The sequence below is a fragment of the Pseudomonas sp. PAMC 29040 genome, from assembly GCF_003994535.1.
GTDB lineage: Bacteria > Pseudomonadota > Gammaproteobacteria > Pseudomonadales > Pseudomonadaceae > Aquipseudomonas > Aquipseudomonas paraversuta.
The window spans coordinates 209,841-226,574 of sequence record NZ_RZAA01000007.1 but is presented as its reverse complement, the minus strand read 5'-3'; the positions used below and the strand labels follow the sequence as shown (position 1 = coordinate 226,574).

Here is a 16,734-nt window from a genome sequence, read left to right as displayed (position 1 = left end):
TACCCTAGTTGCCGAATCCCGCCCAAGGCTGTTGCTCTATTTCCAATGCGTAAATTATTTGCCTGCACCTTAATCGTCACCCTCATCGCCGCTACCGCCGGCTACTGGTTCTGGGCCCAGCAACGCGAGGTGGGCCACTACCTCTCGGACCTGCGCATCGAGCTGACCCTCAACGACGGCGTCAACCACGACCGTGGCAATCTGCTGGGTATCGAGCCGGACCTGTCACCCCGGGACTACCAAAGCCTGGATCTGGTGCGCCTCAAGCTTGCGGCGTATCTGGACAAAGCCCGGGATGCCGGACTGCTCAACGACAAGACCATCGTCGTGCTGCCGGAACACATCGGCACCTGGCTGGTGTTTCGCGGCGAAAAGAATGAGCTGTATCAGGCGGCCAATCTTGCGCAGGCCATGGACTGGCTGGTACGGAGCAACCCGCTGGCCTTCGCCAGTGCCTGGCTTCGCGCCGAGGGCGACAGCCGGGCCAACGATGCTCATCTGCGAATGAAAGCCAGGAGCATGGCCCGCGATTACCAGACCCTGTTTGGCGGGCTGGCCAAAGAATACGGGGTGACCCTGGTGGCCGGCAGCATCGCCTTGCCCGAGCCACGCATCGAGAACGGCAAACTGCTGCCCGGCTCAGGCCCGCTGTACAACAGCAGCATTGTGTTTGGCCGGGACGGTATGCCCCTGGGTACGCCGCAACGCCAGTTACTCCCCACTTACGAAGAACAAAGCTATATCCAGCCAAGCCCTGAACACCAATTGAACGTGATCGACACACCGGCCGGTCGCCTGGGCATTCTGGTCGGCAGCGACAGCTGGTATCCCGAGAACTACCGCACATTGAACGAGCAAGGGGCGCAACTGATCGCTGTCCCCGCGTTCATGATTGGTAAAAACACCTGGGATCAACCCTGGGGCGGCTTTAAAAGTGTCACGAGCCCCAGTGAAATCAGCCTAAAGCCCGGAGAAGTCAGCGAAGGCGAAGCCTGGCACCGGCTGACGCTGATCAGCAGCGTCCCCAGCAGTACAGCCGAAGCCGGCATCACGGTGTTCTCCCGTGGCAAATTCTGGGACAAGCACAGCGTCGGCTGGGGGTTTGTCAGCCGTAACGGGCAAACCAGCCCGGACCAGCCCGGCAGCGGTGCCCGCTTGCTGAACCTGTGGCTGTAAACCTGTGAAACCGCTGCCGATGCGTCTGGGGGATCTTTCAGTCGGGTTTGTTGAATGCCTGGCCGACGCGGTGCGCAGTTATGGTCACGACCCTCTGCCTTTGCTCGCTCAATACGGACTCGATCCGGCCCGCCTCGGGCAACCGCTGGCGCGACTGTCGATCCCGCGCTACATGCGCCTGGGGCACGCCGCGATTGCCTTGACCGGCGACCCGGCCCTGGGTTTGCGCATGGGTCAGATGAGCAGGCTGCCCCAGACCGGTCTGGCCGGTGTAACCGCAGCCCAGGCACCCACGGTACGGGAAGCGGCACGCACGCTGATTCGCTTTGAAGCCCTGTATGCCTCCAACTATCGCGGCCAGTCGAGCCTGCACGAAGACGCTCAGGGCGCCTGGCTGCGCTTTTATTCCATCAGCCCGTATAACGCCTACAACCGGTTTGTGGTGGACTCGATCATTGCTGGCTGGCTGCAGCAGCTGTCATCTGTTGCGGCCCGGCCTTTGCTGGGTGAGCACATCGATATCGAGTTCAGCGAGCCGGAGTATGCCGAGCGCTACGCCATCCTGAGCCATACCTCGGTGAGCTTTCGGGCCGAGACCAACCAACTGCGGCTGAACCACGCCAGTCTGGATCTGCGTAACCCGCAGCACTGCCCCACGACCTGGGCATTCTTGCTGCAACTGTGCGAGCGCGAACTGGAGCAATTGACCCGAACCCGCAGCCTGCGCGAGCGGATTACACAAATGCTGGGGCCTTTGCTCAATGGCGGGCGCGAACCCGATCTGGAGGAAGTGGCGGTACGCCTCAAGCTGCCAACCTGGACCTTACGCCGCAAGCTGGCAGAAGAAGGCACGCAATTCCGGGCGATTCTCAACGATACGCGGCGTGACCTCGCCATGACCTATATCCGCGATACGGAACTGGCCTTTGGCGAGATTGCCTACTTGTTGGGGTTTGCCTCGGCAGAGGCCTTTCAGAGGGCGTTCAAGCGCTGGAACGCGCAGACTCCGGGAGAGTTCCGTCGTCGCCAGCGCAACACTGCATGAGGCGGTTCAGAGCCTAAAGCTCGGTTGCGTCGTCCGCAGGTTCCAGCGGGTCCAGCTCAAAAGCCTGATACTCAAGCAACTCTTCCTGATAGTCGTCCATTGCCACATCCCTTTTCGTTCTATTGGTTCAAGTCATGCCTGAGGGGCGCTGAAAGTGAGTTTAAAGCGCTCCCATGAAGGAAAAATGACACCTTGCGAGCACTCGACTTCACTGACTTTTTAAACGTAGCAGAGTTCATGGAAATTACTGCACGCTTATTGTGCCGGCAGCGCCTCTGGCACAACGGGTAGAGGGGTGATCGCCGGTTCCGGCGCAGGCACTGCGGGTGCGGCGGCTTTTTCAGGCGCCGAAGGTGTGGCCGGCGGTGTGGCTGGCGGTTCGACCGGCGCCGGAGCAGGCACGACTTCTGCCGGCAGCACCGGGGCGCTCTCCACTGGCGGTTGCAAGCTGGCAGGCTCGGCAGCCGCAGGCACCTCGACTGGCGCAGCCGGCTTGGGGGCCGCCTCGACCTTGGCCGGGACAACTTCAGGTACACCCAGATCGGTCTTGGGCTTTTCCGGAATATGCGCAGCCTTTTTCACTTCCTTGGGCAGGAACACTTCCACCAGCGCGAAAAAGCGATCATAGAACTGGGGCGAAGACACGGTTTCGCTGGCCACTTTCACCATCGAGTCATCGGAGGAGCCAATCGGCATCGACACCGAACCCAGCACCCCCACCCCGAGGCTGGCCGAGTTGTTGACCTTCTTCAGTGCGTAACGGTCCTGCAGGGCGTTGGCAAACATGGTGGCGTGATGCTCCGAGCCGCCGTCGTCTGCGCAGACCACGTTAAAGCTGATCTCCAGATGACTTTCGCCGGTTTGCTGGAAGCTCTTGTGGCCACTGATCATTTTTGCATCGTTACTGGTGATGATGTAGCCCTGGCTGAGCAAGGCGCGTCGTGCAGCTTCGCACGAGGCTTTATCGGTCACCGGATAATTACGCGAAAACGTTCCCGAATCATCGAAGTTCTCATGCTCGTAGATGGCTGTTTTCTTCGACGAGCAACCTGCGAGTCCGGCCAGCAAAAGGACGGCAACCAAAGCGCGCAAGGGGAATGACTTAAGCATTAAAGATCCTGAAGAGAACGGTGACGGGACGTATTGTGCATCAGTTGGCATTTTTTGCGCGCAGTTTGATTCGATCACATTTGCGCAGCAAGGCTGAAACCGCCCAAACCTGTAGTCGCTGCCAAAGGCTGCGCCCAGGGCCGCAGGGCCTTCCCTTGTCATTGAGACATGCAAAGGGGTCGCTTCACCGCCCTTCGCAGCCTACGGCAGCGACTACGGAGCACGCAGGGTCATGAAGAAATCCGGGCACAAAAAAAGCGACCCTAAGGTCGCTTTCTTTGTAGCTCCAGAGAGTTCAAGGGCTCTGGAGCAAATATGGCGCAGCGGACGGGACTCGAACCCGCGACCCCCGGCGTGACAGGCCGGTATTCTAACCGACTGAACTACCGCTGCGTATCGCTCGGACTTGCGTCCGTTTGAAACTTTTAAAACCTGTGACTGAAAAGCTTCGGTGCTTTTCAAGCCCAAGCCAGGAAAACCTGACCTGTACAAATATGGCGCAGCGGACGGGACTCGAACCCGCGACCCCCGGCGTGACAGGCCGGTATTCTAACCGACTGAACTACCGCTGCGCGTCGGTTGGTTGTTCTTTTCAGAACCACCTTTCTCTTTCGAGAAACTCAAGAAGTGGTGGGTGATGACGGGATCGAACCGCCGACCCTCTGCTTGTAAGGCAGATGCTCTCCCAGCTGAGCTAATCACCCTTTGCTTCGTTGAGGCCGCGAAATTTACGCAGGTATTGAACCTAAGTCAAGGACAAGGTTGAGTTTTTTTCAAAATAAGCAAAAAACCCGAACCTCGCTCCCGCGGACTGCTTTATTCCCCGTAAACCATTTTCTTGCTCATGCCGCCGTCGACCACAAACTCCTGCCCCGTCACAAATCCGGCATTGCGCGACAGCAGCCACGCAACCATGGACGCAACGTCTTCCACGGTGCCTGCACGCCCTGCCGGGTGCTGGGCGTGATCCGTATCGGTGAGCGGCTGCGCACGCCTCACAGAGGGGTCCCGGGCGTCAATCCAGCCCGGGCTGACCGCGTTGACCCTGATCTCCGGCCCGAGGCTGATGGCCAGCGCATGGGTCAATGCCAGCAGACCGCCCTTGCTCGCCACGTAAGCCTCGGTATCGGGCTCGGATTGACGGGCACGGGTGGAAGCCAGATTAACGATCGAGCCACAATGCGCACGCAAGTAAGGCGCGCAGTGTTTGGCCAGGAGCATGGGACCGGTGAGGTTGACCGCCAGCACACGGTTCCAGTGCTCCAGATCGAGGCTTTCCAGGGTCATGTTGTGCGGGTCGGCAATTGCCGCGTTACTCACCAGCGCGTCCAGACGTCCGAACTGCCCCAATACCTGGGCCACGCAACCGATGACATCGGCCTCGACCGACACATCCATGGTCACGAACCAGGCATTTTCACCCAGCACCCTGGCCACTTTAGAGCCCCGTGCACGGTCGATGTCGGTCAGCACTACCTGCCAGCCTTCACTGACCAGCCACGCGGCGATCCCCAGGCCAATGCCCCGCGCAGCGCCGGTTACCAGCGCCACACGGCCATTACCGGCAACAGGTACCTCAAGGATCATATCGTTCACAGTGCGGCCAGGCCTCGCGCCAGATCTGCTTGCAGGTCGGTGACATCTTCCAGGCCCACGGCGATGCGGATCAGACTGTCGTGAATGCCGGCAGCTGCACGCTCCTGCGGCGCCAACCGGCCATGGGAGGTGGTGGACGGATGGGTGATGGTGGTCTTGCTGTCCCCCAGGTTGGCGGTGATTGAAATCAGGCGCGTGGCATCGATAAAGCGCCATGCGCCCTCTTTGCCGCCCCGGACTTCAAAACTCACCACCGCGCCAAAACCGCGCTGCTGACGCTGGGCCAAGGCATGCTGCGGGTGGCTTTTGAGACCGGCATAGTGGACCTTCTCAATCCCGTCCTGCTGCTCCAGCCACTCAGCCAGGACCTGGGCACTGGCACAGTGGGCACGCATGCGCAGATTCAAGGTTTCCAGCCCCTTGAGGAAAATCCAGGCGTTGAACGGGCTCAGGGTCGGCCCTGCAGTACGCAGGAAGCCTACGACTTCTTTCATCTGCTCACTGCGACCGGCAACCACCCCGCCCATGCAACGACCCTGGCCGTCGATGAATTTGGTGGCCGAATGCACAACAATGTCGGCACCCAGCTTGAGCGGCTGCTGCAAGGCAGGCGTGCAGAAGCAGTTGTCGACCACCAGCATCGCGCCCTTGGCGTGGGCAATCTCTGCCAGAGCCGCAATATCCACCAGCTCGGCCAGCGGATTGGAAGGCGACTCAACAAACAGCAATCGGGTGTTGGGCTTGATCGCCGCGTCCCAGCCAGCCAGTTCAGCCAGCGGTACATAGTCGACCTGCACGCCGAAGCGTTTGAAGTATTTCTCGAACAGGCTGATGGTTGAGCCGAACACGCTGCGCGAGACCAGAATATGATCGCCGGCACTGCACAGACTCATGACCACTGACAAAATTGCCGCCATGCCGGTCGCTGTCGCCACGGCCTGCTCCGCCCCTTCGAGGGCCGCCATGCGCTCTTCGAATGCTCGCACCGTGGGGTTGGTGTAACGCGAATAGACGTTGCCCGCCACCTCGCCCGAGAACCTGGCTGCTGCATCTGCGGCGGTGCGGAACACGTAGCTGGAAGTCAGGAACATCGCATCACCGTGCTCGCCTTCCGGCGTACGGTGCTGGCCAGCACGCACAGCCAAGGTATCGAACGCTACGCCCTCGAGGTCGCTATCCAGCCGTCCCGCATCCCAATCCTGACTCATGCTGCCCACTCCTTGCTGTGTATTTGCTTTGTATTGGAGAAACGCAAACCGGCCCATCAGGGCCGGTTTGGTGAACACTTAGTTGTTGTACAAGCCTATCGTTGCACCGACACCTTGAGCAACCACCTTGGAAGCATCGTTGCGCGCACGCTCGATTCTCTCCAGATAGTTGTCATCGATATCGCCAGTGACGTACTTGCCGTCGAACACTGCGCAATCAAACTTGTCGATCTTGATTTTGCCACCACCCACCGCTTCGATCAGGTCAGGCAGGTCCTGATAGATCAGCCAGTCGGCGCCGATCAGCTCGGCCACTTCCTGGGTGCTGCGATTGTGCGCGATCAGTTCGTGAGCGCTTGGCATGTCGATGCCATACACGTTCGGGTAGCGCACAGCCGGAGCTGCCGAGCAGAAGTAAACATTTTTCGCGCCGGCTTCGCGGGCCATCTGAATGATCTGCTTGCAGGTGGTACCGCGCACGATCGAGTCATCCACCAGCATCACGTTCTTGCCGCGGAACTCAAGTTCGATGGCGTTGAGCTTCTGGCGCACGGACTTTTTACGCGCAGCCTGGCCCGGCATGATGAAGGTACGGCCGATGTAACGGTTCTTGACGAAGCCTTCGCGGAACTTGACGCCCAGGTGGTTAGCCAGTTCCAGCGCAGCGCAACGGCTGGTGTCCGGAATCGGGATGACCACATCGATATCGTGATCCGGGCGTTCGCGCAGGATCTTCTCGGCGAGCTTCTCGCCCATGCGCAGACGGGCCTTGTATACCGAAATGCCATCGATGATCGAATCGGGACGCGCCAGGTACACGTGCTCGAAGATGCACGGAGTCAGTTGCGGGTTAACAGCACACTGACGGGTGTGCAGCTGGCCGTCATTGGTGATGTAAACCGCTTCGCCCGGCGCCAGGTCACGGATCAGGGTGAAGCCCAGCACGTCCAGGGACACGCTTTCGGAAGCGATCATGTACTCGACGCCTTCGTCGGTATGACGCTGACCGAAGACGATAGGACGAATGGCATTCGGATCACGGAAACCGACGATACCGTAGCCGGTAATCATCGCAACCACGGCGTAACCACCGCGGCAGCGGTTGTGTACGTCTGTGACCGCTGCAAACACGTCTTCTTCGGTTGGCTGCAATTTGCCACGCTGAGCCAGCTCATGGGCAAATACGTTAAGCAGCACTTCCGAATCGGAATTGGTGTTGACGTGGCGCAGGTCAGATTCGTAAATCTCCTTGGCCAGTTGTTCAACGTTGGTCAGGTTGCCGTTATGCGCCAGGGTAATGCCGTATGGCGAGTTGACATAAAACGGCTGGGCTTCAGCTGAAGTCGAGCTGCCTGCAGTTGGATAGCGCACATGGCCAATGCCCATGTGCCCGACCAGACGCTGCATGTGTCGCTGATGAAATACATCGCGAACCAGCCCGTTGTCCTTGCGCAGGAATAACCGGCCTTCATGACTGGTCACAATACCGGCAGCATCCTGGCCGCGGTGCTGGAGGACGGTTAGCGCGTCATACAGCGCCTGATTGACGTTCGACTTACCGACGATACCGACGATGCCACACATGCGACGCAACCCCTACTTAATGGATCTGAACTGAACACCGCTTACCTGGCCAGATTGGCCGGCAAGAGATGCTCCTTGAACGGAATATCAGCAGGAACGCTGATACCGCTGGCCAACCACTGGCTACTCCACCCCAAAATGAGATTTTTCGACCAATCGGCAACCAATAGAAATTGTGGCACGAGCCTTGACCCCTGCCACCATGAGTCTTGCTGTACCGGCCCCAGGCTTAACAGCCCGACCGCCACAACCACCAGCAACGCGCCACGCGCAGCGCCGAAGGCCATGCCAAGAAAACGATCGGTCCCGGACAGTCCGGTGACGCGAATCAGTTCGCCGATAAGAAAATTGATCATTGCGCCTACCAGCAAGGTGGCGACAAACATGATGGTGCACCCAACGATAACGCGGGCGGAAGGTGTTTCGATATAACCGGTGAGGTATTGAGACAGTGAACCGCCGAACATCCAGGCGACGACCCCGGCAATGATCCAGGTGCACAGCGACAGGGCCTCTTTAACGAAGCCGCGCTTCAAGCTGATCAAAGCGGAGATGGCGATAATTGCAACGATCGCCCAGTCAACCCAGGTAAATGGCACAGTTCAGCCTACGGACAGATAAGGCGGCGCATTTTAGCAGAGCGCCGCCGCTCAGGTAAGGCGATTTATCAGTGCTTTGGCAATCAGGTGACACCTTTTTACCGACTCAGCCACGCTCAGGCTGAAAGCGCACCACAAAACCCTTGAGATTTTGCTGCTTGCCGAGCAGATCGCGCAGGCGATCGGCCTCTGCACGCTCAAGCAATGGACCGACAAAAACCCGATTCATCCCGCCCGAAGATCGGACATAAGCGTTATAACCTTGATTTCTAAGGGTTTTCTGCAGGTTATCAGCGCTTGCACGATTGGACAGACTGACCAGTTGCACCGACCAGCTAATGGGCAAGCCGTTAGGATCGAGACGTTTTTGCGTGGTATCGAGCTTGGCAGGTGCCTGCGCAACCGTTTGAGCCGGCGTGACAGCCGGTGGTTTTGGCGCCGCAACCACAGGTTTTGCCACCGCAGCTGCCGGTGCCTGCTGCGTGACGACTTCCTGCTCAGGCGGTGCAGGCTCTTCAGCGATTACCTGCGGCTCGGGCACCGCAACCGGCTCTACCTTGACCTCGGGCATGACCGGCATCTGGGGAGCAGTCGGCGCATCGACCTGAATCTGGCGCTGCTCATCTTCGCGCGAGAACAGCATCGGCAAGAAGATCACGGCCAGCGCCACCAGTACCAGGGCGCCCACCATCCGCTGCTTGTATACCTTATCCAGCAAAGCCATTTGCAGCCTCCTCCGTGGCACGCCGCTGCAACCACTCGAGCGCTTCAGCGACGCAATAAAATGATCCGAACAACAGGATTTCGTCTTGCCCGGTGGCCTGCTCGCACTGTGCCTCAAGTGCCGCCTCGACACTGGCGAAAACCGAGACCCGAGCCCCCAGATCCTGCAGCGAGCCCTGAAGCTCAGCCGCCGGCCGGGTCCGCCCGGTATTCAGCGGTGCTACCGCCCAATGTGCGACCACTGGCGCGAGCTGTGACACTACGCCATCCAGGTCCTTGTCGGCCAGCAGGCCGAATACCGCCAGACGCCTGCCCGCTATCGGACGCTGCTGCAGACGCTTGACCAGATACTCCGCTGCATGGGGGTTATGGCCCACATCAAGCAGCATATTCAAGGTTTTTCCGTGCCAGTTGAACTGCCGACGATCCAGCCGACCGGTCACTTGCGTACCCTGTAACGCTTCAATAATTCGTTCAGGCTGCCACGGCAGACCTGTCAATGCATAAGCCTGCAACGCCAGCGCCGCGTTTTCCATCGGCAAATCCAGCAGCGGCAAGTCGCGTAACTCCACCACCTGCCCTGCCGCATCCCGGCCCTGCCAGTGCCAGACGCTGTCAGCAGTGGCCAGGTCAAAGTCACGACCACGTACAAACAGCGGGCAACCCAACTCTGCAGCCTTGTCGAGCAAGGGTTGAGGCGGGTTCAAGTCGCCACAAAGAGCAGGCTTGCCCGGGCGAAAAATGCCGGCTTTTTCGTAAGCCACGGATTCACGGGTATTACCAAGGTATTCCACGTGATCCACACCGATACTGGTGACCAGTGCCAGGTCGGCATCTACCAGATTGACCGCATCCAGTCGCCCGCCCAGACCGACTTCCAGCACCACGGCGTCAAGTTGCGCACGCTCGAACAGCCAGAAAGCCGCCAGCGTGCCCATCTCGAAATAGGTCAGTGAAGTCTGGCCCCGGCCAGCTTCCAAAGCGCTGAAGGCCTCGCAAAGCTGCTCGTCCGAGACCTCGGCGCCGTCGATCTGCACACGCTCGTTGTAGCGCAGCAGATGAGGAGAGTTATAAACCCCCACTTTCAGACCTTGCGCCCGCAGCAAGGACGCTACAAACGCACAGGTCGAACCCTTGCCGTTGGTGCCAGTAACCGTCACCACCCGAGGCGCGGGCTTTTGCAGGCCCATGCGGTTCGTTACCTCGCGCGCGCGATCCAGGCCCATGTCGATGGCAGATGGATGCAGCTGTTCAAGATAGGCGAGCCACTCGCCAAGGGTGCGCTCAGTCATATGTTTGCAGGTACCGGCGGAACAACGATTGCTTCAACAGGCGGCGCCACGAACACAGGCGTAGGCAGGCCCATCATTTGTGCCAGCAGGTTACCCAGACGCGGGCGCAGTTCCTGGCGGGCAATGATCAAGTCGATTGCACCGTGCTCCAGCAGGAACTCGCTGCGCTGGAAGCCTTCTGGCAGTTTTTCACGAACGGTCTGCTCGATTACACGCGGGCCGGCAAAGCCGATAAGGGCTTTAGGCTCAGCCACGATTACATCGCCGAGCATCGCCAGGCTGGCCGAAACGCCGCCATAGACCGGATCGGTCAAGACCGAGATAAACGGAATGCCTTCTTCGCGCAGACGCGCCAGTACCGCAGAGGTCTTGGCCATTTGCATCAGGGAGATCAGGGCTTCCTGCATCCGCGCACCACCGGAGGCTGCGAAGCAGACCATCGGGCAGCGGTTTTCCAGCGCATAGTTGGCGGCACGTACAAAACGCTCGCCAACGATGGCGCCCATCGAGCCGCCCATGAAGGAGAACTCAAACGCAGACACTACCACCGGCATGCCCAGCAAGGTGCCACTCACGGAGATCAGGGCATCTTTTTCGCCGGTCTGCTTTTGCGCACCGACCAGACGGTCCTTGTACTTCTTGCTGTCACGGAATTTCAGACGGTCTACAGGCTCCAGATCGGCGCCCAGTTCGTTACGACCATCGACATCCAGGAAGATATTGATGCGGGCACGTGCGCCGATGCGCATGTGGTGATTACATTTGGGGCAAACGTCCAGGGTCTTTTCCAGCTCCGGACGATAAAGCACAGCGTCGCAAGACGGGCATTTGTGCCACAGGCCTTCAGGTACCGAGCTCTTTTTGACCTCGGAACGCATGATCGAAGGAATCAGCTTGTCTACCAACCAGTTGCTCATGCTTTCTTTCTCCAGTACCGGTGGCCAGAACGCTTGGGTTCAGGCCCCGTGTATGCCCTTGAGCTAAATTCATTAGGTATGCGGCGATGATTACCGGGGAGAAGCGGTCAGCACATGGCAAACCAGCGTAACCCCCGGACCCTCAGCCTTCCCGACAACACGCCCCAGAGCGGCCGCCAGTTTAATTTCTGCCCGTCGAACCACCGGGCCCGCCTGCTTTATACAGCGGTAATGATGGACGGTGGCAGACTGCCAACCGTCACATCGGGCATCAGTTTGTTGCCCGTACTGCCTGCATGAAGGCCCGAATCCTGTCGTGATCCTTGATGCCCTTGCTCTTTTCCACCCCGCCACTCACATCAACGGCATACGGCCGCACCTGAGTAATGGCCCGGGCCACGTTCTCGGCAGACAAGCCGCCTGCGAGGATAATCGGTTTGCTCAAATCCTGCGGTATCAATGACCAGTCAAAGGCCTGGCCGGTTCCCCCGGGCACCCCTTCAACGTAGGCATCCAGCAAAATACCGCTGGCACCGGCATACGCCTTGCAGGCGCCAGCGATGTCATCACCCGCCTTTACCCGCAACGCCTTGATATAGGGACGGTGGTAGCCCTCGCACTGCTCAGGGGTTTCATCGCCGTGAAACTGCAGCAAGTCCAGCGGTACGGCATCAAGTGTTTCGTTCAGCTCACAGGCCGTGGCATTGACGAACAACCCGACCGTGGTCACAAAAGGCGGCAAGGCGGCAATGATCGCGCGCGCCTGCTGCGCCGTTACTGACCGCGGACTTTTTGCGTAGAACACAAAGCCGATGGCGTCAGCCCCGGCACTAACAGCTGCCAGTGCATCATCTATGCAGGTAATACCGCAGATCTTGCTGCGAACGGCTGACATGTCGAATACACCTCAAGAAACGCGAAAGCCCCGGATGGTAACAAATGCTCATCCGGGCGTCAGCCGTCCAGTTCGGTAAAACCGGTCAAGAAATGTGGACCGATGTAACGTTGCGGCAATTGGAACTCATCGTGATATTCAACTTGCACCAGATACAGGCCATAGGGATGCGCTGTTACGCCACCGGAACGACGGACCCGGCTCTCCAGCACTTCCTTCATCCATTCCACCGGCCGCTCGCCAGTGCCGATAGTCATTAGCACCCCGGCGATGTTGCGCACCATGTGATGCAAAAAAGCACTGGCGCGAATATCCAGCACAATCATCTGTCCATGACGTGTCACGCGCAGGTGATGCATTTCCTTGACCGGCGATTTGGCCTGGCACTGACCCGCACGAAAAGCGCTGAAGTCGTGCACGCCCAACAGGTAGCGCGCGGCCTCGGCCATCCGCTCGACATCCAGCGGGCGATGGTTCCAGGTAATTTCCTGATTCAGGTGCGCAGGGCGAATCTGATCGTTGTAGATCACGTAGCGGTAACGCCGGGCGATGGCTTTGAAGCGTGCATGAAAATGCGCCGGCATGACCTTGGCCCAGCTGACACTGATGTCATGGGGCAAGTTGATGTTGGCGCCCATGACCCAGGCTTTCAGGGAGCGCTCGGCCATGGTGTCAAAGTGCACCACTTGCCCGCAGGCGTGTACACCCGCATCAGTGCGGCCCGCACAAAGCAATGAAACCGGAGATGCGGCGACTTTCGACAAGGCATTTTCCAGGGTTTCCTGGACCGTCAGCACACCACTGGCCTGACGTTGCCAGCCGCTATAGCGCGAGCCTTTGTATTCAACGCCCAGCGCGATTCGGGAAAAGCCTTCGGCGGCCATTTCGGCTGCCGGGTTATCTATATTTGCCAAGGTGCTACAGCCTGCTCGTAAACGCAAAGTCGGCCATTATAAGGCGCACCCGCAAAGACGCCACGAAACAAATCATGGCGGAGATAAATCAGCATCGGGTTAACAGATCAAGGGCCGGCAAGCCGGCCCCCACAGGTGACAGCAGATCAAGGCAAGCGCGACAACAGCTCCAGGGCTTCAGCCTGCTGCTCCGGGTTACCCTCCTCGACAACTTCGGTCAGGATATCCCGCGCACCCTCGTCATCACCCATATCGATATACGCCTGGGCCAGATCAAGCTTGGTCGCCGTTTCATCGGCGCCCGACAAGAAGTCAAACTCGGGTTCGTCGGCAAAGGACGGGACTATCGATGGCTGCTCAAGGCTTTCGGACAAGCGCTGCAACTCCGCATTGACCTTGTCCAGCTCAAGCGCAAAGCTGTCCGGCTCAGCGGCCGGCGCAACCGGTTCGTCAGCCAGGGACAAATCGAAATCAGGCGGCAGGTCCAGATCGAAGTCGGACATGTCGCTACCCGACGTCTCAGCCTGCTGCTTGAGCACATCTTCAAAGCTCTGCTCGTCACCGGATTTCTTCTCGGGCGGCAACTCGGCAGGCGACGCCGCTTCAAGGTCATCCAGACTCAGATCAAAGTCCTGATCGAACTCGTCAACGGCCGGCCTGGCCTGTGGCTCAGGCTCCACTTCGCGATCATCGCGCATCATCTCTGTGACAAACTGCGCCTGTAATTGCGCAGCAACCGCAGCCGTGGCGATACCGGCTGCCAGTGCCATGGCCGGATAGCGATGCTTGAGCTGTTCAACCTCAGAATGATTCTTGCCGTTGGCAATCAGCTGCCGCTCCTGGGCAATAAAGGCATCACGCTCGCCCAGTTCACCATAGACCTGCATCAACTTGAGTCGCAGATCACTGCGTTGCGGCTCTTGCTCGATTGCACCTGCCAGCAGTTGCTCGGCCTCTTTGAGCTGACGCTGCTCAATCAACTGTTCAGCCTGGACCAATGCATCGGCCTGCGGGCTGACCAGCGCCTGGGCAACCACCACTGGCGCAACCGGAGGTACCACCAGTGCTGCCGCAGCTGGTGCCGCAGCTGGCGCCGCTTCGAGCTTGACGCTCGGCGGTGGAACTTCAAGCCCTTCGAAGCTGCTTTGCGGCATGTCCAGATCAGATGGGAACTCGGCCTCTTCCTCAAGCTCACGGGCCATCCGCGCATGCCTTTGCGCCGCCTGCAGGGCTTTACGGCGACGCACCAGCAGCAGCGCAAGCAGCAACAACAAGACCGCCGCGCCACCGACCAGACCCAGCAGCCAAGGGCTGTGCAACAAGTCCTGGATGCTGCGCTCTGCACGCGGAGTGGCACTATCGTCCTGCGCCGGAGCTGGCGGCACCGCCGTCGCCGGCGCACCTTCATCTGCCGGCGCGATGTCAGCTTCCGGAGCGTCCACAGCCTGCCCCGGCAGCGGGACCGCTATCGCCGCTGCCGGATCGACTGGCGCCGAACTGTCAGCCTGCAGCTTGGCCAATTGATTGTTTTTCAACTCGATCAAGCGTTGCAGCTTGTCCAGCTGGCTTTGCAAATCCTGCATCCGGCTTTGCAGCTCGGCATTTTCACGCCGGGCCGAATCCAGACCTTCCTGGGTCGTCGCCAGCTTGTCGCTGATATTTTTGGCATCGCCAACTGCACCCTTGCCATCGGCAGCGCTCGCCGCAACCAGGCTCAGGCTGTCACTACCGCCAGCCTTGGCAGGACTGGTAGCCGCAACCGGCTGCCGACCGGTCGCATCCAGCTGCTGGGCCAATGGCGTGGTACGACGCCCATTACGCCAGTCGGCATTCTGGGAAGCGACTTCATTGATGGCCTTGCCTTGGGACAGCTGGACACTTTGCGCGGCATCCGGCATGCGCAATACCTGACCGGTCTTGAGCCGATTGATGTTGCCGTTGATAAAGGCATCAGGGTTGAGCGCCTGAATCGCCAGCATGGTCTGCTGGACCGAGCCGCCATTGCGCGCCTTGGCCGCGATTTCCCACAGGGTGTCACGGGACGTGGTGGTGTATTGACCTGCATTTGCAGGCGCGCCAGAGGCAGCCGCAGCGGTTTGAGGAGAGAACTTGGCCGGGTCCAGCAATACGCTGTAGTCCCGCAGCAAGCGGCCGCTTGGCCACATCACCTGCACCAGAAACTTTACGAAGGGCTCGGACAAAGGCTGGCTGGAAGTGACGCGCAGCACGCTTTTGCCGTTGGCATTGATTACCGGCGTGAAACGCAGATCATCCAGGAATGCCGGACGCGGCACCCCGGCCTTTGTGAATTCGTCAGGCGGTGCCAGGCTCGGCACCACTTCAGCAGCGGTCAGATCCTTGACGTCCAACAACTCGATTTCAGCCAGCAGAGGCTGGTTCTGAGTCGACTTCAGGGTCAGCTCTCCGAGCCCGAGCGCCTGCGCCATACCGGATGACAGCGCCGAAGCGGCGGCGATTGCTAACACTAATTTGCGAACCTGAAGCATAGCCTCTTCCTTATTGGTACAGGCCTCGTCCCCCGAGGCCTGTATAGCTTCTGGAACCCTGCTGGAAATTGACGCCAAGTATCTTTTACAGAATATCTTTAATCAACAACTCAGCCAGTTGCACGGCATTCAAAGCGGCGCCTTTTCTTACGTTATCTGACGTCATCCAGAAATTAAGTTCAGAAGTGTCGTCTACAGCATGGCGCACCCGGCCGACATAAACCACGTCTTGTCCTACCGCATCGCCCACCGCCGTAGGATAGTCGCCCGCCTCTACCAGCTCGATACCTTCAGCGGCTTCAAGCGCCGCATTCACCGCATCCAGATCCACCGGCCCGGCAAGTTGCACGGCAACACTGAAGCTATCGCCAAAAAATACCGGAGCTTGAATGCAGGTCACCGAAACTTTCAGCGCGGGCATAGCCAACACTTCACGCAATTCCGTTACCAGGCGTTTTTCCAGTGGTACATGGCCTTGTGCATCAGGCTTGCCCACTTGCGCCAAGAGGTTAAACGCCATCTGGCGATCAAAAAAACTGGTCTCCAGCGGATGCAGATTCAGTAGTGCGGTGGTCTGACGCGCCAGCTCGGAAACCGCTTCACGGCCTTGGGCAGAAACTGCCAGACATGCCGTCACGTTGACCCGCTGAATATCCAGCAAGCCGCGCAGGGGCGCCAACACTACGGCAAGAGCGGTTGCCGACGGGCTCGGGCTGCTGATTTGCAGCGGCTTTGGCAACCCGGCCAATACTTGGGCATTGGCCTCGGGCACCACTTGCGGGGCCTGGGCCGCGGGCAATGCGCCCGACAAATCAATAATCGCGCACCCGCCAGCGCGGGCCTTGGCGGCAAAGCTCAGGGTCACGGCGGGGCCGGCAGCGAAAAACACCAGCTGCACTTTGCTGAAGTCAAACTCATCGACTTCACGCACTCGGACGTTTTTGCCCCGAAAAGGCACCGAATGCCCGGCTGACTCGCTGCTGGCCAGCAAATGCAAATCAGCGACCGGAAAATTGCGCTCTTCGAGAATTTGCACAATGGTTTCGCCGACAGTGCCGGTGGCGCCGACGACGGCGATATCAAAGGACTGGTTCATGCATCTACCTCAGGCGAAACGTGGGGAGCGGCACTGTACCGGGCGCAACCTTTGCAGGCAACGGACAGTGCC

At 59.3% G+C, this 16,734-nt stretch carries 14 protein-coding genes and 3 tRNA genes; 2 read left to right on the top strand and 15 right to left on the bottom strand.

Features of this window, described 5'->3' with window-relative positions:
• The first annotated feature begins 45 nt into the window (after nt 1-45).
• Nucleotides 46-1,176, top strand: a complete 1,131-nt coding sequence (locus tag WG29040_RS15015) for a carbon-nitrogen hydrolase family protein (protein WP_003446126.1) — start codon at nt 46-48, stop codon at nt 1,174-1,176.
• Nucleotides 1,177-1,180: 4 nt separating this feature from the next.
• Nucleotides 1,181-2,221 carry an AraC family transcriptional regulator gene (locus WG29040_RS15010; RefSeq protein WP_003446128.1) on the top strand — a complete coding sequence of 347 codons (1,041 nt, stop codon included), beginning with the start codon at nt 1,181-1,183 and terminating at the stop codon, nt 2,219-2,221.
• Between the two features lie 255 nt (nt 2,222-2,476).
• On the opposite strand, the gene WG29040_RS15005 is transcribed toward WG29040_RS15010, so the two are convergent.
• The 15 genes from WG29040_RS15005 to WG29040_RS14935 all read right to left on the bottom strand — a co-directional run bounded on the left by WG29040_RS15005 (nt 2,477) and on the right by WG29040_RS14935 (nt 16,662).
• Nucleotides 2,477-3,331, bottom strand: coding sequence for a DUF2242 domain-containing protein (locus tag WG29040_RS15005; RefSeq protein WP_003446132.1), 855 nt, complete (start codon nt 3,329-3,331; stop codon nt 2,477-2,479).
• 316 nt (nt 3,332-3,647) lie between these two features.
• Nucleotides 3,648-3,724: transfer RNA gene (locus WG29040_RS15000), tRNA-Asp, on the bottom strand.
• 102 nt (nt 3,725-3,826) lie between these two features.
• A tRNA-Asp gene (locus WG29040_RS14995) sits at nt 3,827-3,903 on the bottom strand.
• 56 nt (nt 3,904-3,959) lie between these two features.
• A tRNA-Val gene (locus tag WG29040_RS14990) sits at nt 3,960-4,035 on the bottom strand.
• A gap of 112 nt (nt 4,036-4,147) precedes the next feature.
• The gene (locus tag WG29040_RS14985; protein WP_165439751.1) at nt 4,148-4,918 is read right to left on the bottom strand and encodes an SDR family oxidoreductase; all 771 of its coding nucleotides are present in this window, start codon (nt 4,916-4,918) and stop codon (nt 4,148-4,150) included.
• Nucleotides 4,919-4,923: 5 nt separating this feature from the next.
• On the bottom strand, nt 4,924-6,135 hold the full coding sequence (locus WG29040_RS14980) for an O-succinylhomoserine sulfhydrylase (protein WP_127196447.1): 1,212 nt from the start codon (nt 6,133-6,135) through the stop codon (nt 4,924-4,926).
• Nucleotides 6,136-6,213: 78 nt separating this feature from the next.
• Nucleotides 6,214-7,719, bottom strand: a complete 1,506-nt coding sequence (gene purF / locus WG29040_RS14975; protein ID WP_003446138.1) for an amidophosphoribosyltransferase — start codon at nt 7,717-7,719, stop codon at nt 6,214-6,216.
• A 41-nt stretch (nt 7,720-7,760) separates the two neighbouring features.
• Nucleotides 7,761-8,318 carry a CvpA family protein gene (locus WG29040_RS14970; protein WP_003446140.1) on the bottom strand — a complete coding sequence of 186 codons (558 nt, stop codon included), beginning with the start codon at nt 8,316-8,318 and terminating at the stop codon, nt 7,761-7,763.
• Nucleotides 8,319-8,424: 106 nt separating this feature from the next.
• Nucleotides 8,425-9,042 (bottom strand): SPOR domain-containing protein, encoded by a 618-nt coding sequence (locus WG29040_RS14965; protein WP_010656916.1) that lies wholly within the window; start codon nt 9,040-9,042, stop codon nt 8,425-8,427.
• Nucleotides 9,026-10,333 (bottom strand): bifunctional tetrahydrofolate synthase/dihydrofolate synthase, encoded by a 1,308-nt coding sequence (gene folC, locus WG29040_RS14960; protein ID WP_003446144.1) that lies wholly within the window; start codon nt 10,331-10,333, stop codon nt 9,026-9,028. The genes WG29040_RS14965 and folC overlap by 17 nt, the downstream gene beginning before the upstream one ends.
• Nucleotides 10,330-11,250 carry an acetyl-CoA carboxylase, carboxyltransferase subunit beta gene (gene accD / locus WG29040_RS14955; protein WP_003446146.1) on the bottom strand — a complete coding sequence of 307 codons (921 nt, stop codon included), beginning with the start codon at nt 11,248-11,250 and terminating at the stop codon, nt 10,330-10,332. Before accD ends, folC begins: the two co-directional genes overlap by 4 nt.
• Nucleotides 11,251-11,521: 271 nt before the next feature.
• Nucleotides 11,522-12,145, bottom strand: coding sequence for a phosphoribosylanthranilate isomerase (locus WG29040_RS14950; RefSeq protein WP_003446148.1), 624 nt, complete (start codon nt 12,143-12,145; stop codon nt 11,522-11,524).
• Nucleotides 12,146-12,204: 59 nt separating this feature from the next.
• Nucleotides 12,205-13,029 (bottom strand): tRNA pseudouridine(38-40) synthase TruA, encoded by an 825-nt coding sequence (truA, locus tag WG29040_RS14945; protein WP_003446150.1) that lies wholly within the window; start codon nt 13,027-13,029, stop codon nt 12,205-12,207.
• A 176-nt stretch (nt 13,030-13,205) separates the two neighbouring features.
• A complete protein-coding gene (locus WG29040_RS14940; protein WP_127196446.1) occupies nt 13,206-15,566 on the bottom strand; it encodes a FimV/HubP family polar landmark protein in 2,361 nt (786 codons plus the stop codon).
• A gap of 85 nt (nt 15,567-15,651) precedes the next feature.
• Nucleotides 15,652-16,662, bottom strand: coding sequence for an aspartate-semialdehyde dehydrogenase (locus WG29040_RS14935; RefSeq protein WP_127196445.1), 1,011 nt, complete (start codon nt 16,660-16,662; stop codon nt 15,652-15,654).
• Between the last annotated feature and the right edge of the window lie 72 nt (nt 16,663-16,734).

Bases quoted from the DNA above. Each gene is read 5' to 3' on its own strand.
- WG29040_RS14965 (WP_010656916.1), bottom strand. From the start codon at position 9,042: ATGGCTTTGCTGGATAAGGTATACAAGCAGCGGATGGTGGGCGCCCTG.
- accD (WP_003446146.1), bottom strand. From the start codon at position 11,250: ATGAGCAACTGGTTGGTAGACAAGCTGATTCCTTCGATCATGCGTTCC.
- purF (WP_003446138.1), bottom strand. From the start codon at position 7,719: ATGTGTGGCATCGTCGGTATCGTCGGTAAGTCGAACGTCAATCAGGCG.
- WG29040_RS14940 (WP_127196446.1), bottom strand. From the start codon at position 15,566: ATGCTTCAGGTTCGCAAATTAGTGTTAGCAATCGCCGCCGCTTCGGCG.
- WG29040_RS14935 (WP_127196445.1), bottom strand. From the start codon at position 16,662: ATGAACCAGTCCTTTGATATCGCCGTCGTCGGCGCCACCGGCACTGTC.
- WG29040_RS14980 (WP_127196447.1), bottom strand. From the start codon at position 6,135: ATGAGTCAGGATTGGGATGCGGGACGGCTGGATAGCGACCTCGAGGGC.
- WG29040_RS14950 (WP_003446148.1), bottom strand. From the start codon at position 12,145: ATGTCAGCCGTTCGCAGCAAGATCTGCGGTATTACCTGCATAGATGAT.
- WG29040_RS15005 (WP_003446132.1), bottom strand. From the start codon at position 3,331: ATGCTTAAGTCATTCCCCTTGCGCGCTTTGGTTGCCGTCCTTTTGCTG.
- truA (WP_003446150.1), bottom strand. From the start codon at position 13,029: ATGGCCGCCGAAGGCTTTTCCCGAATCGCGCTGGGCGTTGAATACAAA.
- WG29040_RS14985 (WP_165439751.1), bottom strand. From the start codon at position 4,918: ATGATCCTTGAGGTACCTGTTGCCGGTAATGGCCGTGTGGCGCTGGTA.
- folC (WP_003446144.1), bottom strand. From the start codon at position 10,333: ATGACTGAGCGCACCCTTGGCGAGTGGCTCGCCTATCTTGAACAGCTG.
- WG29040_RS15015 (WP_003446126.1), top strand. From the start codon at position 46: ATGCGTAAATTATTTGCCTGCACCTTAATCGTCACCCTCATCGCCGCT.